The sequence below is a fragment of the Kribbella sp. NPDC051620 genome, assembly GCF_044453825.1.
GTDB lineage: Bacteria > Actinomycetota > Actinomycetes > Propionibacteriales > Kribbellaceae > Kribbella.
Genome location: NZ_JBITDB010000006.1, coordinates 382920 through 405407, shown reverse-complemented (window position 1 = coordinate 405407; position 22488 = coordinate 382920). Strand labels below are relative to the sequence as shown.

Annotated in this window: 21 protein-coding genes and 1 pseudogene; 12 read left to right on the top strand and 10 right to left on the bottom strand. The window is 67.9% G+C overall.

Annotated elements, in window-relative coordinates:
- Positions 1-5: 5 nt before the first annotated feature.
- The 3 genes from ACIA12_RS31510 to ACIA12_RS31500 are packed head-to-tail and all read left to right on the top strand — an operon-like array spanning position 6 to position 6804.
- Entirely contained in the window at positions 6-3230 is a 3225-nt protein-coding gene (locus ACIA12_RS31510) for an ATP-dependent helicase (protein WP_396370830.1), read from the top strand.
- A complete protein-coding gene (locus ACIA12_RS31505; RefSeq protein WP_396370829.1) occupies positions 3230-6451 on the top strand; it encodes a UvrD-helicase domain-containing protein in 3222 nt (1073 codons plus the stop codon). Before ACIA12_RS31510 ends, ACIA12_RS31505 begins: the two co-directional genes overlap by 1 nt.
- A 38-nt stretch (positions 6452-6489) precedes the next feature.
- Entirely contained in the window at positions 6490-6804 is a 315-nt protein-coding gene (locus ACIA12_RS31500) for a peptidase inhibitor family I36 protein (protein WP_396370827.1), read from the top strand.
- A 133-nt stretch (positions 6805-6937) separates the two neighbouring features.
- Here ACIA12_RS31500 and ACIA12_RS31495 read toward each other — a convergent pair.
- The 4 genes and pseudogenes from ACIA12_RS31495 to ACIA12_RS31480 all read right to left on the bottom strand — a co-directional run.
- A pseudogene (locus tag ACIA12_RS31495) lies at positions 6938-7402 on the bottom strand (Uma2 family endonuclease); the annotation flags it as partial.
- Between the two features lie 71 nt (positions 7403-7473).
- Entirely contained in the window at positions 7474-8037 is a 564-nt protein-coding gene (locus ACIA12_RS31490; protein WP_396370826.1) for a Uma2 family endonuclease, read from the bottom strand.
- A 39-nt stretch (positions 8038-8076) separates the two neighbouring features.
- Positions 8077-9864: an IucA/IucC family protein gene (locus ACIA12_RS31485; RefSeq protein WP_396370825.1), complete on the bottom strand. Its 1788-nt coding sequence runs from the start codon at positions 9862-9864 to the stop codon at positions 8077-8079.
- 2 nt (positions 9865-9866) lie between these two features.
- A complete protein-coding gene (locus ACIA12_RS31480; protein ID WP_396370824.1) occupies positions 9867-10436 on the bottom strand; it encodes a GNAT family N-acetyltransferase in 570 nt (189 codons plus the stop codon).
- Positions 10437-10596: 160 nt separating this feature from the next.
- On the opposite strand from ACIA12_RS31480, the gene ACIA12_RS31475 reads away from it, so the two are divergent.
- A complete protein-coding gene (locus ACIA12_RS31475) occupies positions 10597-11277 on the top strand; it encodes a GPP34 family phosphoprotein (RefSeq protein ID WP_396370823.1) in 681 nt (226 codons plus the stop codon).
- A 119-nt stretch (positions 11278-11396) separates the two neighbouring features.
- On the opposite strand, the gene ACIA12_RS31470 is transcribed toward ACIA12_RS31475, so the two are convergent.
- Positions 11397-11951, bottom strand: a complete 555-nt coding sequence (locus ACIA12_RS31470; RefSeq protein WP_396370822.1) for a hypothetical protein — start codon at positions 11949-11951, stop codon at positions 11397-11399.
- Positions 11952-11971: 20 nt separating this feature from the next.
- Positions 11972-12685, bottom strand: coding sequence for a purine-nucleoside phosphorylase (deoD, locus tag ACIA12_RS31465; RefSeq protein WP_396370821.1), 714 nt, complete (start codon positions 12683-12685; stop codon positions 11972-11974).
- 43 nt (positions 12686-12728) lie between these two features.
- On the opposite strand from deoD, the gene nudC reads away from it, so the two are divergent.
- Positions 12729-13652, top strand: a complete 924-nt coding sequence (gene nudC / locus ACIA12_RS31460; protein WP_396370820.1) for an NAD(+) diphosphatase — start codon at positions 12729-12731, stop codon at positions 13650-13652.
- A gap of 4 nt (positions 13653-13656) precedes the next feature.
- On the opposite strand, the gene ACIA12_RS31455 is transcribed toward nudC, so the two are convergent.
- The gene (locus tag ACIA12_RS31455) at positions 13657-13896 is read right to left on the bottom strand and encodes a mycoredoxin (protein WP_328327721.1); all 240 of its coding nucleotides are present in this window, start codon (positions 13894-13896) and stop codon (positions 13657-13659) included.
- A 111-nt stretch (positions 13897-14007) separates the two neighbouring features.
- On the opposite strand from ACIA12_RS31455, the gene ACIA12_RS31450 reads away from it, so the two are divergent.
- The 4 genes from ACIA12_RS31450 to ACIA12_RS31435 all read left to right on the top strand — a co-directional run bounded on the left by ACIA12_RS31450 (position 14008) and on the right by ACIA12_RS31435 (position 17433).
- The gene (locus ACIA12_RS31450; protein WP_396370819.1) at positions 14008-16128 is read left to right on the top strand and encodes an ATP-dependent DNA helicase UvrD2; all 2121 of its coding nucleotides are present in this window, start codon (positions 14008-14010) and stop codon (positions 16126-16128) included.
- A 398-nt stretch (positions 16129-16526) separates the two neighbouring features.
- Positions 16527-16727, top strand: coding sequence for a hypothetical protein (locus ACIA12_RS31445; protein WP_396370818.1), 201 nt, complete (start codon positions 16527-16529; stop codon positions 16725-16727).
- 150 nt (positions 16728-16877) lie between these two features.
- Complete coding sequence (locus ACIA12_RS31440; RefSeq protein ID WP_328327716.1) at positions 16878-17165, top strand: WhiB family transcriptional regulator; 288 nt, start codon at positions 16878-16880, stop codon at positions 17163-17165.
- Between the two features lie 49 nt (positions 17166-17214).
- Positions 17215-17433, top strand: coding sequence for a hypothetical protein (locus ACIA12_RS31435; RefSeq protein WP_396370817.1), 219 nt, complete (start codon positions 17215-17217; stop codon positions 17431-17433).
- 134 nt (positions 17434-17567) lie between these two features.
- On the opposite strand, the gene ACIA12_RS31430 is transcribed toward ACIA12_RS31435, so the two are convergent.
- The gene (locus tag ACIA12_RS31430; RefSeq protein WP_396371176.1) at positions 17568-18485 is read right to left on the bottom strand and encodes a LysR family transcriptional regulator; all 918 of its coding nucleotides are present in this window, start codon (positions 18483-18485) and stop codon (positions 17568-17570) included.
- Positions 18486-18613: 128 nt separating this feature from the next.
- Between ACIA12_RS31430 and ACIA12_RS31425 the strand changes: the two genes are divergently transcribed.
- Positions 18614-19357: a glucose 1-dehydrogenase gene (locus ACIA12_RS31425; protein WP_396370816.1), complete on the top strand. Its 744-nt coding sequence runs from the start codon at positions 18614-18616 to the stop codon at positions 19355-19357.
- Between the two features lie 15 nt (positions 19358-19372).
- Positions 19373-20386 (top strand): alcohol dehydrogenase catalytic domain-containing protein, encoded by a 1014-nt coding sequence (locus tag ACIA12_RS31420; protein WP_396370815.1) that lies wholly within the window; start codon positions 19373-19375, stop codon positions 20384-20386.
- 13 nt (positions 20387-20399) lie between these two features.
- Here the strand turns inward: ACIA12_RS31420 and ACIA12_RS31415 are convergent, their stop codons facing one another.
- Positions 20400-20924, bottom strand: coding sequence for an NUDIX domain-containing protein (locus ACIA12_RS31415; protein ID WP_396370814.1), 525 nt, complete (start codon positions 20922-20924; stop codon positions 20400-20402).
- A gap of 32 nt (positions 20925-20956) precedes the next feature.
- Between ACIA12_RS31415 and ACIA12_RS31410 the strand changes: the two genes are divergently transcribed.
- Positions 20957-21124, top strand: coding sequence for a hypothetical protein (locus ACIA12_RS31410; RefSeq protein ID WP_396370813.1), 168 nt, complete (start codon positions 20957-20959; stop codon positions 21122-21124).
- 4 nt (positions 21125-21128) lie between these two features.
- Here the strand turns inward: ACIA12_RS31410 and ACIA12_RS31405 are convergent, their stop codons facing one another.
- Complete coding sequence (locus ACIA12_RS31405) at positions 21129-22448, bottom strand: ABC1 kinase family protein (protein ID WP_396370812.1); 1320 nt, start codon at positions 22446-22448, stop codon at positions 21129-21131.
- Positions 22449-22488: the final 40 nt, after the last annotated feature.

The following is a 22488-nucleotide window of genomic DNA, read 5'->3' as shown; positions in this document are numbered from 1 at the left end:
GGGGGATGGTCAGTAGAACTGGGTCCCGGTATCGGTTGGTGCGGGGTGACGGGCATCAGGCTCGGGTCACCGAGGCGCCGGTGCTGGATGCTGATCAGCAGGCTGTGGTTGATCATGCGGGTGGGCCGTTGCTGGTGCTGGCGGGGCCGGGGACCGGGAAGACGACGACGTTGGTGGAGGCCGTCGTCGATCGGGTGGGTAATCGTGGGCTGAAGCCTGATGAGGTGCTGGTGCTGACCTTCGGGCGGAAGGCGGCGACCGAGCTCAGGGACCGGATCACGGCGCGGCTCGGGCGGACGACGCGGGCGATGCCGTCGATGACCTTTCACTCGTTCTGTTATGCGTTGCTTCGGCGGTTCACGCCGGCCGATGCGTTCGACGTACCGCTCCGGCTGCCGTCCGGCCCCGAGCAGACGCTCCGGCTGAGCGAGTCGCTCGAGGGCAGTCGTGAGGTCGGCGTGACGAAATGGCCGGCCAGCTTGCATCCGGCGCTGAAGACGCGCGGGTTCACCGAGGAAGTACAGGCCGTCATCGGCAAGGCACGGCAGCTCGGGCTCGACCCGGAGGACCTGTCCGCGATCGGGCATTCGGCCAGCCGGCCCGAGTGGGTCGCGGTCGGCGACTTCTTCGAGGAGTACCTGCAGATCCTCGACCACGAGCAGGTGCTGGACTACTCCGAGCTGATCCACCGCGCGGTCATCCTGGCCGAGCAGCCGCACGTGAAGGCGCGGCTCCGCGAGGAGTTCAAGGCCGTCTTCGTCGACGAGTACCAGGACACCGACCCCGGCCAGACCAAGCTGCTCCAGGCGATCGCCGGCGACGGCCGCGACCTCGTCGTGGTCGGCGACCCGGACCAGTCCATCTACACCTTTCGCGGCGCCGACGTCCGCGGTCTGCTCCGCTTCACCGACGAGTTCCGTACTACGGAAGGCGCCGAAGCCGCCCAGATCGCGCTGGCCACCACCCGCCGATTCGGCACCACCCTGCAGCGCGTCTCGCGCAACGTCGTCAACCGGCTCGGCGTCCCCGGCACGCTCGACCGCGACACCTTCGACCGCTTCCGCAACCCCGACGCGAGCTCCTGCGTCTACGGCCCCGGCAAGGTCGAGGCCAACCTGTACTCGACCAGCGGCGCCGAATTGGAGCACATCGCCGACCTGCTCCGCCGTGCCCACGTGCAAGACGGAGTCGGCTGGCACGAGATGGCGGTGCTGGTCAGATCGGGCAGCTGGTCGATCCCGCCGTTGCGTCGCGCCCTGGCCGCCGCGGGCATCCCCGTCGACGTCGCCGGCGACGAGTTGCCGCTGTCGCGCGAGCCCGCGGTGCGGCCGATGCTGCTGGCGCTGAGAGCCGTCGCCGACCCGGCCACCTTGACGGTCGACGTCGTCCGGGCCCTCGCCTTGTCACCGCTCGGCGCGATGGATGCCGGCCAGTTGCGCCGCCTCGCCCGGGTACTGCGCAAGCGCGATCGCGAGGCAGCCGCGGGCCAGCGCCTCCCGCGATCGTCCGACGAGTTGCTCCGCGAAGCACTGCTGAACCCGTTGCTGCTCGACGAGCAGGCATCACCGGCCGAGGCACGCTTCGTCGCCCTCGGTGAAAGGTTGCTCAAGGCAAGAAACATCGTGACGGCCGGAGCCGCGCCCGACGAGGTCATGTGGTCGCTGTGGTCGGAGTCGCCGTGGCTGCGACGACTCCGCGGCCAGGCGAACAGCGGCGGCGAGGTCGCCCGTACTGCGAACCGCGACCTCGACTCGCTCTGCGCGCTGTTCGACACCGCGAGCCGGGCCGAGGAGCAGATCGGGTTCAAGGGTGTCTCGACGTTCCTCGCCGAGCTGGAGGCGCTGGACATCGCCGGCGACAACCGCTTCGACGCGACGTACCGCGAAGCCGGCGTGCAGCTGATGACCGCGCACCGCTCCAAGGGACTGCAGTGGCGGCTGGTCGTCGTGGCCAGTGTCCAGGAAGGGCAGTGGCCCGATCTGCGCAGGCGCGGCTCGTTGCTGGAGCCGGATCGACTAGGGCCCGATGGACTGGTCGAGCCGCTGTCGGCCGGTGCCATGCTCGCGGAGGAGAGGCGGCTCTTCTACGTGGCGATCACGAGAGCGCGGGAGCGGCTGATCGTGACAGCCGTCCAGGCGCCCGAGGCCGACGGCGATCAGCCTTCCCGATTGCTTGCCGAGCTGGACATTCCTTTGAAGTTGGTGGCCGGACGGCCGCGCCGGCCGTTGTCGCTGCCCGGTCTGGTGGCCGACCTCCGCTGCGTACTGGCCGACCCCGCCTCGTCGCCTGCCTTGAAGCGGGTCGCCGCTGACCGGTTGGCGCAGCTCGCCGACGCTGTCGACGACCGGGAGTACGCGCTGGTCCCGACGGCTGACCCGCAGCGCTGGTGGGGTGTGCGCGAGCGCACCAAGTCGGAGCGCCCGATCACCGATCCCGACCTGCCGGTGCCGTTGACCGGGAGCGCGTTGACGACGATCGTCGACTGCCCGCTGCGCTGGTTCCTGCAGCGTCGCGCGGGCGGTGAAACACCCAGTACTTCGGCCATCGGCTTCGGCATGGTGCTGCACACGCTCGCCGACGCTGTCGCGACCGGGACGCTGCCGCCCGACATCGACGAGCTGAACGGCTGGCTCGACAAGGTGTGGACGCAGCTCGAGTTCGAGTCGTCCTGGATCTCGGATCGGGAGCGGGTCGAGGCGGAGCAGGCGTTGCGGCGGTTCGTCGCCTGGCACCAGGGGCGGCCGGATCGGACGCTGCTCGGTACCGAGGTGGAGTTCGACGTACTGCTGCCGGACGAGGACAAGCCGGCGGTCCGGGTCAAGGGCCGGATGGACCGGTTGGAGCAGGACGGCGACGGCGCGATCCGGGTGATCGATCTGAAGACCGGGCGCAACGTGCCGACCAAGCCGGCGCTGGAGCGGCATGTTCAGCTGGCCATCTACCAGCGGGCGATCGAGTCGCGGCAGATGAAGAAGCTGGGTGAGGAGCCGCGCAGTGGCGGGGCTGAGCTGGTCCAGTTGCGGCATGACGACATCGGCTTGCCGAAGGTCCAGGGCCAGGCTCCGTTGGAGGCCGACGAAGACGGTCGTACCTGGCTGGACGACGCGGTCGAGGACGCCGAGTCGATGGTCCGTTCGGAGGAGTTCATCGCCAAGCGCAACCCGAGCTGCGACCGCTGCGACGTCCGAGCCCTCTGCCCCATCCAGCCCGAAGGCCGGGAGATCGTCTGATGAGAGCGAAGCTGGAGACGACGGCGGAGCTGTGTGACCTGCTCGGGATTCCGTTCAGTGATCAGCAACTGCAGGCGATCACCGCGCCGCTCGCGCCGGGCGTGATCGTCGCCGGCGCCGGGTCGGGCAAGACGACGGCGATGGCGGCTCGCGTGGTCTGGCTGATCTGCACCGGGCAGGTCCAGCCCGAGGAGGTCCTCGGTCTCACCTTCACCAAGAAGGCGGCCAACGAGCTCGACGTGCGGATCCGCGACGACCTCACCAAGGCCGGCGTGCTCGGCTCCACCCTGCCGCGCGACCAGCACCCGATCCTCGCCGCGCACCTCCGCAGCAACATCCCCAACTGGGAGCCCGAGGAGCCGGGCGAGCCCGTCGTCTCGACGTACCACGCCTTCGCCGGCACGCTGATCGCCGAGCACGGCCTGCGTCTCGGTCTCGAGCCCGACGTCCGGGTACTTGCCGACGCGACCCGTTTCCAGCTCGCCGGCCGGGTGGTACGCCGGTCTAACGGGCCGATCCGATTCGCCTCGCATCACGTGCCGACGCTGGTCAACAGCCTGCTCGCCCTCGACGGTGAGCTCGCCGACCACCTGCTCGGCGCGAACGAAGTACGGGCTCACGACGAGGCCGTGCGGGCTGAGGTCGCGGCTGCGCGCAAGCAGACGGTCGAGGTGAAGAAGCTGGCCGAGACGGCGCTGAAGCGTGGCGAGATCCTGCAACTCGTCGAGGAGTATCAGGCCTACAAGGGTGAGCGGGGCGTCGTCGACTTCGCCGACCAGATGGCGCTCGGTGCCCGGCTGGCCGAGGAGTGTCCCGAGGTCCCGGTGATCGAGCGAGGACGGTACAAGGTCGTCCTCCTCGACGAGTACCAGGACACCTCGGTCTCGCAGCGGCGGATGCTGACCGCGCTGTTCGGCGTCGACGGACACCCGGTTACGGCGGTCGGTGACCCATGTCAGGCGATCTACGGCTGGCGCGGCGCGTCGGTCGCGAACCTCGACGAGTTCCCCGAACACTTCAAGAACGCTGACGGTACGCCGGCCCAGCGGTACGTCCTGAGCGTGAACCGGCGGTGTGGCAGCCGAATCCTCGCGGCAGCCAACCAGCACGCGGCCGAGCTCTACCAGCAGCACCCCGGCGTGATCCCGCTGGAGGCGCCGCCCGAAGCACCCGAGGGCGCGATTACGGTCGGCCTGTTCGAGACGCGCTCGAAGGAGATCGAGTGGGTCGCGGACGCGATCGTCGCCGCGCACAAGCTGCCGAAGCGCCGATGGAAGGACATCGGCATCCTGATGCGCACCAACACCGACCTCAGCGCGGTCCACGAGGCGTTGATCGCGCGCAAGGTCCCGGTCGAGGTGGTCGGCCTCGGCGGACTGCTCGCGCTGCCCGAGGTCGTCGACGTGGTCGCCACCCTGCAGGCCGTCAACGATCTGACCGCGAACGCGGCAATGCTCCGCATCCTCACCGGACCGCGCTACCGGATCGGTCATCGCGACCTCGCCTTGCTGGCCAACCGTTCCCGGGTGCTGGCCGACGCCGGTGATCGCCCGGCCGCGGATGATCTCGTCGCCGCCCTCGACGCGGCGGTGGCGGGGATGGACTCGACCGAGGTCATCTCGCTGGCCGAGGCCGTGGATGATCCTGGGCCGACCGGGTGGGGCTATTCAGCGGAGGCTCTGGAGCGGTTCCGGGAGTTGTCGACCGAGCTGCGTGAGTTGCGTGCGCACTCAGGCGAGCCGCTGCTCGATCTGGTTCGCCGGGTGATCAGCACCATCGGCCTCGACGTCGAGCTCACCGCCACGCCCGATCACGTCGACTCCGGCCGGCGCGATCACCTGGCCGCGTTTTTGGATGCCGTGGGCAACTTCGTGTCGACGGAGTCGAGTGGTTCGCTGGACGGGTTGCTGGCGTACCTGGCGGCGGAGGAAGAGTATGCGGCGGGTCTCGACCTCGCGGTACCGAGCGAGGCGGACTCGGTGAAGTTGCTGACCACGCACCGGTCGAAGGGGCTCGAGTGGCCGATCGTGTTCGTGCCGACGCTGGTGAACAAGGTGTTCCCGTCGGATCGCGGCCGTGACAAGTGGACGACCAACGCGAAGGTGCTGCCATGGCCGTTGCGCGGTGACGCCGACACGCTGCCCAACTTCCACGACCTGTCGAACGCTGGGCTGAAGGTCTTCGCCGATGAGTGCAAGGACGTCAACGCGCTGGAGGAGAGGCGGCTCGGGTACGTCGCTTTCACCCGCGCCAAGGAGCTCCTGGTCGCGACCGGGCACTGGTGGGGGCCGACGCAGAAGCGCCCGCGCGGACCCTCGTCGTACCTGGAGACGCTGAAGCAGCACGCGGGGGAGCGGGTCATCGACTGGGCCCCGCAGCCTGACCTCAACGAGGAGAACCCGGAGCTCGCCGAGCAGACGCTCGCGCCATGGCCCGCGCCGTACGACGCAGCGGCGTACCAGCGGCGGCTCGAATCGGTGGCACTGGTCGAGCAGGCGCGCGCGGAAGGACCGTCGCAGGAAGCCGAGGAATCGCTGCTGCTGGACGAGCAGGCGACGGTCGCGCGCTGGGACTCCGAGCTGGAGCGATTGTTGTCAGAGGCAAGGGAAAGCCGGAGCCGGAAGGCGTACGACGTCGCGCTGCCGGCCTCGTTGTCGGCGACCCAGGTGATGCGGCTGGCGAAGGACCCGGACGGTCTGGCCGCCGACCTGGCCCGCCCGATGCCGCGGAAACCCAACCGGGCGGCGCGATTCGGCACCCGGTTCCATGCCTGGGTGGAGAGCTACTTCGGCCAGCAGTTCCTGCTCGACCCGGACGACCTGCCGGGCGCGGCCGACGAGGGCATCGTCGATGACACCGACCTGACCGAGCTGATGGACGCCTTCCGCGTCGGTCCGTACGGCGAGCAGATGCCGTACGAGATCGAGGCTCCCTTCGCGCTGGCGATCGGCGGCCGGATGGTCCGCGGCCGGATCGACGCCGTCTACCAGGTGATCCGCCCGGACGGCTCCCGCGGCTACGACGTGGTCGACTGGAAGACCAGCCGCAGCGAGACCGCCGACCCGCTCCAGTTGGCCATCTACCGGGTCGCCTGGGCCGAACTGCTCGGCATCCCCGTCGGGCAGGTGGGCGCCGCGTTCTACTACGTCCGTACCGGCGACATCGTCCGTCCGACAGACCTCCCGGACCGCGCTGCCCTGATCACGCTTCTCAACGGCTGAACCTTCCGCGACAACATTTCCAGCTGTCTCGAAAGGGTTTGTCGCGACCGGCCCAGGCGGCCACGACGTCAGGTACCTGCGGCGCCAACTTCGTCTGCATGTGGGAGGACCCGGGCTTCAACGGCACCAAGTACGTCGACGTCGTCGGCCAGCCCGGCTTCATCGACATCGACTGGTGGGAAGGCGACAACGAGATCAGCAGCGTGAACAACCGCACCGGCTACTGGGTCCGGATGTACGCCAACGACGACGCCACCGGCTTCTTCGGCTGCGTAGCCCCCAACCAGTCGATCGCCGCCCTCACCTTCGACAACGAAATGGAAAGCTTCAGCCTCAACACAACCTGCAACTAGTTGGCTGTCAGCACCCGCCGGCCACCCCGGCCGGCGGGCGCTACCCGACAAGCTCCGCTGGAACAATGCGCACCGGAAACGGCAACGTGGCGTCGAACGCCTCTTCGGCCTTCACCACAGCCCGCTCGACGTACCGGCCGTTCTCCAGCTCCAGCACGGTCAGCACAACCTCTTCGGGATCGAAGATCCAGTACGCCGCCACACCGGACCGCTCGTACATGACCCGCTTCAGCACGAGGTCTGTCGTCCGCGTGGCCGAGCACAACACCTCGACTGCCAAGAGCAGTGGGAGTTCGAGCCACTCCGTGCCAGTGTCTTCGCGGCTGAAGACCACCACGTCCGGCTGGAGCAGCAGGTCGGTGGCGGGCCGGAAAGCCAACGGACCTAGTAGCGCTCTGGCAGTGGGAGGGCAGTGGGCTCTCAGTTTCAGCGCCAGGTTGAACACGGCATCCTGGTGAGCGGCAGGCCGAGAGGGCGTGACCAGCAGGACGCCTTCGACCAGTTCGTAGCGCAGTCCGTTCTCCGGAAGACGATCGAGGTCCGCAAGGGTGAACCTGCCGGGCTCGATCGTCAGGGGCGCAAACAGTTCACGGTCCATGCCGCAATGCTGTTGTCAGCTGGGCTGTGCCTCAAGGCCGGATCGGAACTTGCCCGGAGCTGCCCCGGCTTTCAGGTGAGGAGTTGGGCAGGGGAGAGCGTGACAGGGAACGGGGTGGTGGTGGCGTGGGTCTCCTCGCCCTGGATGACGGCCTCGCAGACGTAGCGGTCGTCGTCAAGGCGCAGCACGGTGAGCTCTTGGGCCGCCGGGTCCAGGAGCCAGTACGCCGGTATGCCGTGTTGGGCGTAGAGGTCGCGTTTTGTTACCACGTCGGTGACTCGGGTGCTGGGGGAGAGGACCTCGACGGCCAGGAGTGCCTTCTGGGCGTATTGGGGGCCGGCGTCGGCGCGTGTGGTGACCAGGATGTCGGGGCGGAGGGAGAGGCGGCGGGTTGGGCGGAAGTCGAGGGAGCCGACGGAGACGAGCAGGTCTGGAGGGCAGGCATGCTTGAGCGTCACCATCAACGCGACCACCGCCGCCTGGTGAGCAGGTGGTTGCACCCCGGTCACCGCCAGCCGACCGTCGATCACCTCGTACCGCCGAGCATCCGGTGCCCGAACCGAACTCCCCGGGAGCCCGGCGGGCACGGCAAACGTAAGGCCTGCTGCTTCGAGTCGTGCCGTTCGATCACTCACCCCACCAGCATCGCGGAAACCCGCCGACCCCGGCGAAAGTTATCCACAGCCCCCAGCTCCGACGGCTGGCTGCTGGATCTCCGCCAGCGGGTTCCGCAGCGTCCCGACGAACTGCAACGAGCCGGCCTGGTCGGTCAGATCGACCATGCTCTGGTTGTTCTTCAGCTGCAGCCGGTTCAAGCAGGACAAGGCAAATTCAGGACTGAACAGATCGTACTTCGCGAACGCCGCCGCCAGCTCCGGCGTCGCCTCCTGATAATCACGGACCGACGACGCCACAACCGCCCAGAACTCCTCGGGCGACAGCAGTCCTTCGGCAGCGAGCAGCGGCGACAGGAAGCGGAAGATGCAGTCGAACACGTCGGTGAAGATGCTCAACAGCTTCTCGTCGTCAGGCACGTTGGTGACGCGCACCCGTTCGATCTCGGCGGGCAGTGCGGTCGCCGTGCTCAGCACCGCGATCTCCTCCGCGATGTCCTTCATCAGCACGCGTACCGGCACGTTGTCACGCAGGACCAGGATCAGGTTCTCGCCGTGCGGCATGAACACGAGCTCATACGCATAGAAGCAATGCAGCAACGGCACCAGGTACGCATCAAGATAGGACCGCAGCCATTCGCGGGCATTCAGTCCGGACGACCTGATCAACGCTGCCGCGAGCGCCGAGCCGTGCCGATCGACGTGCAGCAGCGAGGCCATCGTCGCCAGCCGCTCGCCCGGAGCCAGCGTCGGCACCGGGCTCTCACGCCAGAGGGCCGAAAGCATCTTCCGGTACGCCGACGTCGGGTTCGTCGCCGCTTCGTAGTACCGGTTGTGATACCCGACCGCGGCGATCTCGCGCAGCACGGAGAAGCCGTGGCGTTTGAGGATCGCGTCGTTCTCGACCAGGTCGTGCACCCAGTCGTTGATCGCCGGCGTCTTCGCCATGTACGCCGGGGACAGGCCGCGCATGAAGCCCATGTTGAGCACCGACAACGCCGTCTTCACGTAGTTGCGCTCCGGGTCCGACCGATTGAAAAAGGTCCGGATCGACTGCTGCGCTTGGTACTCGTCGTCGCTGGCGCCGAGGAAGACGATATGCCGCTGAGCGATGTCCGCCGCGAACGTGATCGTGGTCTTGTTCTCCCACTGCCACGGGTGCAGCGGCATCAGGTGGTAGTCGGCCGGTTCGCCGCCGACCGCCCGGATGCGCTCGCTGAACCGTTGCAGCACAGGCGTTCCGAGCTCGGACCGCAGCAGGTCGTCGTACGTGATCGTCTTGCTGTGCGAAACCGTCGCGTGGTCCCGGCGTACCGCGATCCACACCAGCCGAACGGGCGCGCCGGCCTCGGGGGCGAAGGCGCGATAGTCCTCGACGCCGAACCCGAGCCGCCCGTTGTTCGCCACGAAACAAGGATGTCCCTCGGTCATCGCGGACTCGATCGTCTGGAAATCCGCGCCGACCAGGTCGGCCGCGGTCAGGTCGTCCTTCGCCAGCTTGTACGCCGAACTGGCGAGCGTACTGCTGATCTCCTCGAGGTAGACCGGGAGCATCTCCGCGCCGATGCCCAGCAGCTCGTGGAACTCCGTGATGAAGTCCAGCGCGTCGACCGGCGCGTCGACGCCGGCGCGTGTGCGGGTGATGCTCGAGGCGTCGACTTCCCAATGATTCAAGGGATAAATCTCGGCCTGGAAGTAGTACTGGCTCGTCGCGTTCGCGACCGTGTAACCCTCGCCCGAGGTGACGGGTTCGAAGAGCCGTTCGTGCGTGAACTCGGCGAGTGCCTTGCGGACCAGCGCGCGGTTGGCGACGGCCCAGGTGTCGGGCTGGAGGTGGGTGGTGGTCATGGTCAGCCTGCCTCGTTCATCCGGGTCGCCTCGGCGTACTGGTCGCGGGTGCAGAAGCTCAACCACGCCTGCTTGTCGGGCAGCGTCACGATGCTGTGCTTGCGGAAACCCATGCGCTGGTTGAGTTCCTGGATCTTGGTGTTGCGCACATCGGGCTCGACCACGACGCGATCGACCAGCGGATCGCTGAACAGATAGTCGAGAATCGTCTCGAACACCGCGCCGGTGAAGCCGCGCACGCGCTGCTCGGGCGGCGCGACGAGGACATGCATGCCGACATCGCCCGGCGCCGGCTGGTACACCCCGCCGACCGGGTCGTGCGCGGGCAGATACCGCTCCATCAAGAACGCCGGCCGTCCGTCGTGGCTGCCCAGGAACGCCTGGTGATAGCCGGTGCGCTCGATTCGCTCGTACTCCGTACGCACCTCGTCAAGGGTGGCGTGCAGCAGCCCCCAGTACTGCGCGTAGGGCTGAGTCACCCACCTGTGCAACGTGGGCACGTCCTGGTCGAGATCAAACGGTCTCAGGCTGAGCGTTCCGATCCCAGCGGCGAATCGGCGGAAGGTGCGCACGGAGGTACTCCAGTCGCTAGATCAGTAGGCGGTTGATTAGCTAAGGCTTACCTTACTAGATAGCTGAGTGGGCGCGGAAAGAGGCCAGCCTTGCGGTGGATGCGGAAGGTCGTTCGCGCGGCGGATGTCCGGGTGGGGTGAGGCGTCCTACGTTGGAGGCATGTTGATCGCGGAGGACCTCGCGCTGCTCTTGTATGACGATGTGAGCGGGAAGCCCGTCACTGGGTCGCCCGGGCTTGACTACGCGCTCGGTGGAGCGGTGCTGATCGAGTTGACGCTGCTGGGCAAGGTGGACATCGCCGAGGCGGGTGACACGGTCAAGGCGGGGCGGCTGAAGGTACTGGACACCACGCCTACCGGGGACGCCGTACTGGACGAGCGGCTCGCGTTGCTGGCGGGCAAGCCGGGTGCTCGGCCGAAGGACCTGATGAAGAAGCTGTCGAACAACCTGCGCCGCCAGGTGCTCACCAGGCTGGCTGAGCGCGGTGTGCTGGAGCAGGACAAGGGCAAGGTGCTGGGCCTGTTCCCGGTCACCCGCTGGCCGGCCAAGGACGCACGGCATGAGGCAGAGGTCCGTACGTCCCTCGAGAACGTCCTGAAGCTCGGCAGCCAGCCAGACGAGCGCACCGCCGCCCTGATCGCCCTCCTGAGCGCCCTGAACGTCGTCCCCAAGGTGATCACCGACGCAGTCGACAAGAAGGCCCTCAAGAACCGCGCAAAGGAAATCGCCGAATCCGACTGGGCCGCCACAGCAGTCCGCAAAGCAGTCCAAGAAATGCAAGCAGCAGTAACCGCAGCCATAGTCGTAGCCAGCACCGCCGGCTCATCCGGCAGCTCCTAACCAACCCAACCCGACTCCACCGGACCACCGACTCCACCGGACCACCGGCTCCGCCGGGTGCGCTGCGCCTTCGTACTTCCCGCCGCCGGGCGCCCGGAGGGCGCGCGGCGGCGGGGTTCTTACTCGGCTTGGCAGTTTGTTTTGCAGGTGGTGTCTACCAGGGTCAGGTGGGCGCCGGGGTCTTCGGTGTCGACGGTTTCGGTGGACCAGTCGACCTCCCAGTCGCCGGCCTCCTCCGAGCGCTCGACGGTGCCCAGCTCGCCGAACCAGTCCGTGATCGGCGTCCGCGGGTTGATGTGCGCGATCTCCAGCACCTTCGGCAGTTGCTTGCCGATCTCGGCGCGCACGTCGGCGATCTTCGCGCCCTTGGCGTGCAGCGACACGACCGGCGGCCGCGGGTGGGATCCGGTCAGCACCCAGACCGCCACCGTGCCCGAAGTACAGATCGCGTACGTCCCGTCAGCCCCGCACTTGTACCCGCCCTTGGCCAGCCCCGCGACCACCTGAGCCGCAGTGAGGTCAGGCAGTACCGGGTCGGAAGGCTTCTCGCTGGGCTGGGATGCGGGCTCGCTGGTGGAGCCTGCGGGCGTCTCACTCGACGCAGGTGCGTCGGAGGACTTCTTGTCGTCTGATCCGGAGCAGGCCGTAGTACCGATGAGCAGTGCAGCGCTCACCAGTGCGACGGCGACCCGCTTCAGACCGCCACCTCGATCGCAGCATCGAGGGCGATCGTGATCATCTCGGAGAAGGTCGTCTGCCGCTCCTCGGCCGACGTCTCCTCCTTGGTGATCAGGTGGTCCGACACCGTCATGATGCCGAGCGCCCGCCGACCGAACTTGGCGGCCAGCGTGTAGAGCGCCGCCGCCTCCATCTCGATCCCCAGTACGCCGTACTCGGCCGTGCGCGACACCAGGTCGGGCCGGTCGTTGTAGAACAGGTCGCCCGAGAACACCTGCCCGACATGCACGTTCAGCCCGGCCGCCTCAGCCGCGTCGACCGCGGCGCGGAGCAGCTGGTAGTCGGCAGTCGGCGCGTAGTCGATGCCGTGGAAGCGCAGCCGGTTCATCTGCGAGTCGGTACTCGCGGACATCGCCACGATCACGTCCCGGACCCGGACGGCCTCGGTCAGCGCGCCACAGGTGCCGACCCGGATCAGGGTCTGGACGTCGTACTCGGCGAACAGCTCGTTCGCGTAGATCGAGGCCGACGCCTGACCCATGCCGGAGCCCTGCACGGAGATGCGCTCACCCTTGTACGTGCCGGTGAACCCGAACATGTTCCGGATCTCGGTGTAGCAGGTGACGTCGGACAGGTAGGTCTCGGCGATCCACTTGGCTCTCAGTGGATCCCCGGGGAACAGCACACGCGGTGCGATCTGTCCCTTCTCGGCAGCGATGTGAATACTCATGCCGGGATGCTCTCACGATCGCCGGGCGAGATACGTTGAAGCCGTGGCCTACTCGATCGTTCCCGGTTCCCTGTCGCTGTCCCGTTCCGTGCTGGACCGAGCTGCCGACCGGCGGCGTGACCAGGAGTGGCTGGAGAAAGCATGGGCCGCCGCGGACACGCAGGTGGCGCTAGTAGCCGGTGACAAGCTCGCAGTAGTCGAGGACCGTACTGCGCTCCGCCTGGTACCGCCCGCCGCAGCCCCCGACGGCATCCGCATCTTCCTGGGCATCGACCGCGTCGCCGGCGCCGGTATGACGGCCGACGGGCGTGCCGTGTTCGCAGTACTGGTCAGTGAAGAGCCAGACGACTCGTACGCCGGCCTGCGTGAACTCGGCGCAGTACTGGACGACAGGGAGGCCGGGATAGCGGTCAACGTGGTCGGGCTGGCCAACTGGCACGCAGTACACACCCACTGCGCCAACTGCGGAGCCCATACCGACGTGGTCGACGCAGGCCACGTACGGCACTGCCCGAACTGCGGTCTCAGCCACTTCCCGCGCAGCGACCCAGCGATCATCGTGCTTGTCACCGACGACCAGGACCGCGCTCTGCTCGGCCGCAACGAGGCCTGGCCCGAGGGCCGCTACTCCACCCTCGCCGGCTTCGTAGAGCCTGGCGAGTCCCTCGAGGCCGCCGTACGCAGAGAGGTATTCGAAGAGACCGGCGTAGTCATCGGAGAGGACATCGAATACGCCGGCAGCCAGCCCTGGCCCCTCCCGTCCAGCCTCATGCTCGGCTTCTACGCCAAGGCCACGGGCTACGCGATCAACGTCGACCAGGACGAGATCGCCGAGGCCAAGTGGTTCAGCCGCGACGACCTCCGCGCCCTGGTCGAGAACGGCTCAATGGCCCTCCCGGGCAACATCTCCATCTCCCGCCGCCTGATAGAAGGCTGGTACGGCGAGGAACTGACCGGCAGCTGGTAACTGCCTACGCGACCAGTTTGTCGGCGATCTGGGCGATCGACGGGTTGGTCATCGCGGTGCCGTCGGGGAAGACGATGGTGGGGACGGTCTGGTTGCCGTGGTTCACCTTCTCGACGATCTTCGCGGCGTCCGGGACCTGCTCGATGTCGACCTCGGTGAACTCGATCCCCGCTCGCTTCAGCTGGCCCTTCAGGCGGTGGCAGTAGCCACACCAGGGGGTCGAGTACATCGTGAATGCCGCCATCGTGGCTTGCTCCGTCTCTGCGTGGGGACGGGCGGCGGAAACTGTCCGGGCGCCCGCATAAGGTGGCTCTACCTTGAAGCCCAACCCCGTCGGTCGGAGTGCTGTTCCCGCATGTCCCAGTCCGTGAGCAACATCACGCAGGCCCTCGTCGGCCGGTCCGCCGACGAGCTGCTCGCTGCCCTCGACCCCGAGCAGCGCGAGGTCGCGACCGCCCTGCACGGCCCGGTCGTCGTGATGGCCGGAGCGGGCACCGGCAAGACCCGCGCGATCACCCACCGGATCGCGTACGGCGTCAGCATCGGCACCTACGACCCGGCCCGCGTGCTGGCCGTCACCTTCACCCAACGCGCCGCCGGTGAGATGCGCGGCCGGCTCGCCCAGCTCGGCGCCAACGGTGTCCAGGCGCGGACCTTCCACTCCGCCGCGCTGCGTCAGGCGCGGTACTTCTGGCCGAAGGTGTTCGGCGGTGAACTGCCACCGATCATCGACCGCAAGTTCCCGCTGCTGACCGAGGCGGCCTCCCGCTGCCGCGTCCGCGTCGACACCCCGGCCCTGCGCGACCTGGCCGGCGAGGTCGAGTGGGCCAAGGTCAGCAACGTCCGCCCGGACGACTACGCCAAGCTCGCCCCGCAGTCCGCCCGCGCCCTCGCCGCCTTCGACCCGGCCACGATCGCCCGCGTCTTCGCGGCGTACGAGGACGTGAAGCTCGAGCGCGGCCGGATCGATCTGGAGGACGTGCTCCTCTGCGCCGTCGCCCTGCTCGCGGAAGACGAGCGCGTGGCAGCCGAGATCCGCCGGCAGTACCGCACCTTCGTAGTAGATGAGTACCAGGACGTCAGCCCGCTGCAGCAGAGCCTGCTCGACCTGTGGCTCGGCGGCCGCGAGGACGTCTGCGTGGTCGGCGACCCGGCCCAGACCATCTACTCCTGGGCAGGCGCCGACCCGGCCAACCTGGTCCACTTCGCCCAGCGCCACCCGACCGCCCAGGTGATCAAGCTCGTCCGCGACTACCGTTCCACTCCGCAGATCGTCGACGTTGCCAACAAGGTCCTCGACGCGGCCGGCCCGTCCGGACTCCCCGGGCGCGTCACCCTGCGGTCCCAGCGCGAGCCCGGCCCGGCGCCGACCTACCGGGAGTACTCCGACGAGGTCGCCGAGGCCGACGCGGTCGCCCGAGCCGTCAGCCGCCTCCAGGATTCCGGTACCGCGCTGCGCGACATCGCGATCCTGTTCCGTACCAACGCGCAGTCGGAGAACTTCGAGCAGGCCCTCGCCGAGCGCAAGATCCCGGCGATGCTCAAGGGCGCCGAGCGGTTCTTCGAGCGCGCCGAGATCCGGCAGGCTGCAGTACTGCTCCGTGGTCAGGCCAAGGCCGGTGACTCCGGGGGAGATCTGGTGGAGACCGTCCGCGCCATCCTCGGCGGCGCGGGCTGGAAGCCGGAGCCGCCGTCGGGCGCCGGAGCGGTCCGGGACCGCTGGGAGTCGCTGGCCGCCCTCGTCACGATGGCCTCCGACTTCAAGGCCGCCCATCCCGACGCGGGGATCGTGGAGCTGGTCGCCGAGCTCGACCGCCGCGCGTCGATCCAGCACGCGCCGCTGGCCGAGGGCGTCACCCTGGCGACGCTGCACGCCGCCAAGGGCCTCGAGTGGGGCTGTGTCTTCATCGTCGGCGCCCACGAGGGCACCCTGCCGATCACGTACGCCCAGACGCCGGCCCAGGTCGAGGAGGAGCGGCGGCTGTTCTATGTCGGCGTGACCCGGGCGAAGGACCAGCTCGCGATCAGCTGGTCGACCTCCCGCTCACCCGGCGGCCGCGCCAGCCGCGGCCCTACCCGCTTCCTGGACCCGATCGGAGTCCGTACTCCGCGCTCTGGCGAGCGAGAGCCGTCCCCGCGAGCCCGTGCTCAGCGCACCGACCGCTCAGACCTGCCCATCCCGAAGTGCAGGGTCTGCGGCCGCGGACTGACCGAGCCGGCCGCCCGCAAGCTCGGCCGCTGCGAGGACTGCCCGTCCACGATGGACCAGGCGCTGTACGACGCCCTGTTCGAGTGGCGCGCCGAGAAGGCGGCCGAGGAGTCGATGCCCGCCTTCGTCATCTTCACCGATGCCACCCTGACCGCGATCGCCGAGGCCCGGCCGACCGACGAGCGCGAGCTGCTGAGGATCACCGGCATCGGCCGGACCAAGGTGATGAAGTACGGCGAGTCCGTCCTCAACATCTGCACCCGTTGACGGTCCAGCCTTCAACTATTTGCCCTTTGAGGCAGCAAGCCTGGCAACAAGTGGAAAAGCCGTTGCAGGCTTGGCCGAACCCGGGCGACACTCGAGGAGCAGGTTTTTCTGCTGCTGGCAGACAAGGGGTCGGGAAGTGGCATCTAGTGGCCACAGGCAACGATCTCGGAGGGTGCCGGGAGCGCGCCGGAGCGTGCCGGGCCGGTGGAGTGGCAGCAAGTTTCCGCACACCAGGCGGCAACTTCCGGCCAACTTCGAAAACCTGGATTAAATAGTTTGCGGCCTCCGGTGAGGTCGGCGTACTGTTCTTTCTGCGGTCGAGGGCTGGCCGGAAAACTTCAAACCATAGCGATGAGCTTGCCGCTCACTTCGCCACAACGAGAGGAGGTGCCTTGGAAATGGTCAACATCACGATGAAGCCGAACGGCGTCAGCGTCGCGCTGCCGTGCGCCCAGATCCAGGGTGCCGCCCTGTCGTCGCGTCTGCACGTCGAGACCGTTGTGGTGCTCGCCAATGACTTCACCCCGATCAAGGGCGGAGCTGTGGGCGATGCGAAGTACGGCGGTCAGGGTTCTCGAGCATGGAGTCCACCGGTCTGACGACAAGTCAGCCGGCACCTCCAAGGCCGCGGAACCCTAACCAGGGTCCCGCGGCCCTTTTGTTTGTCCCAGAGTTTGGCGGCGCCAACCGGTGGCCGTCGAAGACAGCAAGAGAACTACCAGCAAGACAGTCACTAGGAGGTGACCGGAATGAGCGTTAGCTTCCTCGATGCCTTCACCGAGGTTGCGACGTCGCAGGACCTGCCCTGTCGGTCCTACGCGCCAGAACTCTTCTTCGCCGAATCGCCGGCGGACGTCGAGTACGCAAAGTCTCTGTGCAACACCTGCCCGCTGCAGGCCGAGTGCCTGGCCGGAGCGCTCGAGCGTTCCGAGCCGTGGGGAGTGTGGGGAGGCCAGCTGTTCGTCCAGGGTGTCGTCGTCGCTCGCAAGCGTCCTCGCGGACGTCCGCGCAAGTGCGACACCGTGACCGCAGCCTGATCAACCCTGTCCAGACGACTCCATCCATCCCGAATCGAGACACACAGTCATGAAGACCCAGACTTCACCCAGGAGAGTTGAAATGCATTTACTTCAAGAAGATCTCGCTCGTGCTCATTGTCGTAACATCCTGATCGACGCCGAGCAGAACCGGCGCTTCCGTCTGGCGACCCAGTTCGCCAAGGCTCAGAAGCAGGCCGAGCGGGCCACCCGTCGCGCGGAGAGGGCCAGTGCAAAGGCACGCCTCTCCCTCGCCCGGCTGGTCTGATCCACCCCGGTCGCCGGCGCGCCAGGAGCCAATCTCCAGCACAGTGCGCGCCGGCCCCGAACTGAAACACCGAAGCTGACACCCCGAGAGGCGGCATCTAGCGGATGCCGCCTCTCGGCACATCCAAAGCGCTTCTAGGCCGGTCGCTCCGAGGAGCATGGGACCGTGGCCCGTCGAGTCTCCTGCAGAAGCAGTTCCAGGTACGGGTGAGTGCTGTACCGCGGCCAGACCAGCGCCAACTCGTTCGGCACCGCGTCGAGCAGCGGCAGCCACACCAGTCGCGGATGCGCGAAGTACGTGACCGTCGAAGCGGGCGCGATCCAGCATCCGTGCCCGGCCGCGACCAGGTGCAGGCACTCTTCCGGCGTACGGGCCTGTGGTCCGAACAGCGCCCGGCGGCCGTCCGGGCGGGGATCGATGAACCAGAAGTCGACGACCGCCGCCGGCATCCCGTCGCGGGGACCGACCACGGGCACGTCGGCCAGATCATCGATCGTCAGGGAGTCGCGGCCGGACAGCGGATGCCCGGGCGGGAGCGCGACCCAGCGCTTCTCCGCGAGCAGCGGGTGAATGACGAACCGCGGATCGTCGCCGATCGGCAGCCAGAGAAAGGCGGCGTCGGCGCGCCCGTCGAGCAACGCGGCCAGTTCGTCCGGCAGCGTGTGCACGGCGAGCGGCCGGACCTCCAGGTCGGGCATCTGGGCCCGGATCGCCGCCTCGACGCCGGGCATGAAGTGCGCCGTACTCTGCGCCTTGAACGCGATCCGCAACGGCTGTGGCCGCTCCGCGCCGACCACCCGGGCCTCGGCGACCATGGCATGGGCCGAAAGCAACAATGCTTCGCCCTGCTTGAGCACGATCTGCCCGGCCGCGGTCAGTTCGATTCCGGTCGGTAACCGCTCGACCAACGCGCAGCCAACAACCTTCTCCAGTTGACGAATCTGGCTGCTGACAGCCTGCTGCGTGAGGTTGAGTTGCCGCCCCGCGCGCGTCATGCTGCCTTCCTGGGCAACCGCCGCAAGTGCCTGAAGCAACCTCAAGCTGAGATCCACGCCGTGTCGGGTCACTCAGCCATCGTGCCACAACGGTCTGTTGTGGCTCCGCCAACAAGTCTCTGTTTCCGTTCCGCCCGAGGAGGCCGGACGATCGGACCAGGGCCACTTGATGGGAGAAAGCAAGTATGACGCTGCAAGGAAAAACGGCGCTCGTCACCGGGTCGTCCAAGGGGCTCGGACGGGCGATCCTGCTCCGGCTGGCCGCGCAGGGCGCCAACGTCGTCGTCAACTACTCGCGCGACGAGTCCGCCGCGAACGAGGTCCAGGTCGCCGCCGAGGCGCTCGGGGTCAAGGCGATCACGGTCGCCGCGGACGTGTCCCAGGTGGACGGGATCACCAAGGTCTACGACGCCGCGGTCGAGGCGTTCGGGCAGATCGACATCGTGGTCGCGAACGCCGGGATGGAGAAGGTGAACATCCCGGTCACCGACGTCACCGAGGAGGACTTCGACCTGCTCTTCCGGGTCAACACGAAGGGCCCGTACTTCGTACTGCGCGAGGCGGCCCGCCGGATCGCGGACAACGGCCGGATCATCACCATCTCGTCGAACACCACCACGGTCCCGCAGATCGGCGTCGGCCTGTACGGCACCAGCAAGGTGGCGACCGGCTACCTGGCCCGGGTGCTCGCGCTCGAACTCGGCCCGCGCGGCATCACCGTGAACACCATCGTGCCCGGCCCGATCGACGGCGCCGGCATCTTCACCGACCCGGCCAACGACGAGTACAAGAAGAGCCTGATCGCGATGGTGCCGATCGGCCGGCTGGGCACCACCGAGGACGTGGCGGGAATCGCGGCCTTCCTGGCCAGTGATGACGCGGGACTGATCACCGGCCAGCAACTGGTCGCCGACGGCGGAATGCACTGAGGGAGATACCAGAAAATGACAGCGACAATGCGTGCGGCCCAGGTCCAGCAGGCCGGCGGCCCCTTCGTGATGACCGACCTGCCCATCCCCGAGCCCAAAGCCGGCCAGATCCGGGTGAAGGTGTACGCCTGCGGCATCTGCGGCGGCGACGCGATTCCCCGCAACGCGCTCTTCGGCACCGTACTTCCGCGCGTCCCCGGCCATGAGATCGCCGGCGTGGTCGACGCGGTCGGCGACGGTGTGACGGTGTGGGAGGCCGGCCAGCGGGTCGGCGTCGGCTGGTCCGGTGGCGTCGACTTCACCTGCGAGTTCTGCCGTCGCGGTGACTTCACCAACTGCGTCCAGCACACGATCGTCGGTACGTCGTACGACGGCGGTTATGCGGAGTACATGGTGGCTCCGCAGGACGCGGTCGCCCGGATTCCCGAGGGGCTGACCTTCGAGGACGCGGCGCCGTTGATGTGTGGCGGCATCACCGCGTTCAACGCGCTCCGGCACGCGCACGCCGGGCCGGGGGACACGGTCGCGGTACAGGGGGTCGGTGGGGTCGGGCACCTGGCGATCCAGTTCGCGAACAAGATGGGCTTCCGGACCGTCGCGATCAACCGCGGCCGGGACAAGGAGAAGCTGGCGCGTGAGCTCGGCGCGGACGAGTACATCGACAGCAACGAGGGTTCCGCGGGTGAGGCGCTCAAGGCTTTGGGCGGAGCTTCGGCAGTGCTGGCGACGGTGTCCCGGGCGGAGCTGCAGTCCGACCTGGTCAAGGGCCTGCGCCCGAACGGCCAGCTGATCGTGCTGGAGGGCGGCGACCCCATCCAGGTCACCGGCCACGACCTTGCCGACACGCGACTGTCGGTCTCCGGCTGGTACAGCGGCGTCGCCCAGGACAGCGAGGAGACCCTCAACTTCGCCGTCCTGAAGGGAATCCGGCCGATCATCGAGACCTACCCGCTGGAGCAGGCCGAGGAAGCCTGGCAGCACCAGCCGAAGGCCAACCTCCGCATCGTCCTCAAGACCCAACCGGAGTAGGGGCCGGCTGAAGTCAGCCCTGCAACAAAGCTTGTTGTAGTCCAACGAGAGTGATCCCGCTGACGATCTCGCGCCGGGCGATCATCGCCGGTACGTCGCTCAGCGGGATCCACTCGATCCGATCCGACTCATTCAGCTCAGTCGGCTCTCCGATCCGTACCGCCGACGTAGCGCGAAACACGTGATGCTCGGAGTCCATGATCCCGGCCGCGGGTTCGGAGTACACAAGCTCCTCCAACCCACCGACCCGCCACCCCGTCTCCTCCTCAACCTCCCGAGCCGCCGCCTCAGCAGCCGTCTCACCCGCCTCGATCAACCCCATCGGCAGCTCCCAAGCCCACCGATCAGTCAAAAACCGATGCCGCCACATCAAGAGCACCCGCCCCTCCCCATCAGTCACCACCGCCGCCGCAACGTGCCTCAACCGCACCGCGTGATAGTCGAACCGCCTCCCATCAGGCTGCTCGACATCGAGCCGCCGCACACTCAGCCACGGGTTCCCCCAGGCCTCGGTCTCTCCATGGATCTGCCATCGCATATCGGAGAGCCTATGGGTGCAGAATTGGTTTCATGACCAACCCGAGCTGCGCACTGTGCGGCACGCAAGCACCGACCGAGGACCTGCCGCTGACCTGGGTGACCTCGGTCGAGAACGGGCACAAGCTCCTGTACTGCGACCGCTGCGCCCGCGAGAACGTCCGCGGCATCGAAGGCAAGCTCGACAGCGCCTGGTGGTGACTGTCTAGTCGGTGAAGCCGGGGAGGAACTCCTCGAGCACCGACCGGAAGGGCGCCTCGGTGTCCAGCTGGGACAGGACGGCGATGCCGCCGATCCAGACCCGGTGGATCAGCAGGTACGACGGCGGCAGGTTGATCTTGAGTGCCATCGACGCGTTCGGCGAGCGGAAGTCGCTGGTCCGGTTCGCCTGCGCTCGCATCCACGCCCGGTTGAAGTGGAAGTACTCCTCGCGGGCCGGCTCGGCGAACGGCGCCAGGTAGTCCATCAGCTGTGCCGGGTCGATGTCCATCCGCGGCTTGATGAAACCCTCCGCGCGCAACCCCTCCAGTACGGCGTTGCCGTCGCCCTCCAGCGAGATGCGCAGCAGTCGCCCGATGGCAGGCGGCAGCCCGTCAGGCAGCCGCGCGCAGAGGCCGAAGTCGACCACCCCGAGCCGCCCGTCGGCCATCACCCGGAAGTTGCCGGGGTGCGGGTCGGAGTGCAGCAGCCCGGCCAGTCGGGGGCCGCTGAACATGAACCGGACGTACTTGAGCCCGATCTCGTCCCGCTCTTGTTTCGTACCCTCGGTGATCACCTTCGACAGCGGCTTGCCCTCGATCCACTCGGACACGATGACCGTGGGGGAGTGCTTGATGACGCGCGGCACGACGAACTCGTCATGGTCCTTGAAGGCGTCGGCGTACTGCTGCTGCGCCTGCGCCTCGCGGTCGTAGTCGAGCTCCTCGCCGATCCGCTCCTGCAGCTCCGCGACGAGCGGTTTCATGTCGACACCCGGGACCAAGGCACCGAAGGTCCGGGCGAAGCGGCCGAGCTGCTTGAGGTCCGCGCGCAACGCCTCGGCGGCACCCGGGTACTGGAGTTTGATCGCGACCTCACGGCCGTCCTTGAGGATGCCGCGATGCACCTGGCCGATCGACGCGGCGGCCGCGGGCAGGTCGTCGAACTCCTGGAACCGGTCCCGCCAGCGCTTGCCCAGCTCGCGGGAAAGGATCGTGTGCACGGTCGAGGCCGGCATCGGTGGCGCCGAGTCCTGGAGCTTGGTCAGCGTGGCCCGGTACGGCGCCGCGAACTCCTCCGGCATCGCCGACTCCATCAGGCTCAGCATCTGCCCGAACTTCATCGCACCGCCCTTGAGCTCACCCAGGACGGAGAACAACTGGTCGGCGGTCCGGCGCTGGAACTCGGCCATCACCGTCTCGGCCGGCGCACCGCCGATCCGCTTGCCCAGCCCGACGGTTGCGCGCCCGGCGGCACCGAGCGGCAGGCTGGCCAGCTTGGCGGTGCGGCTGAGGGCCTTGCGGGGGAGGTCGGACACGCTCCCCATTCTGTCCGGTCACCCAAGCGAAGCCCCGGCCGGGGCACCG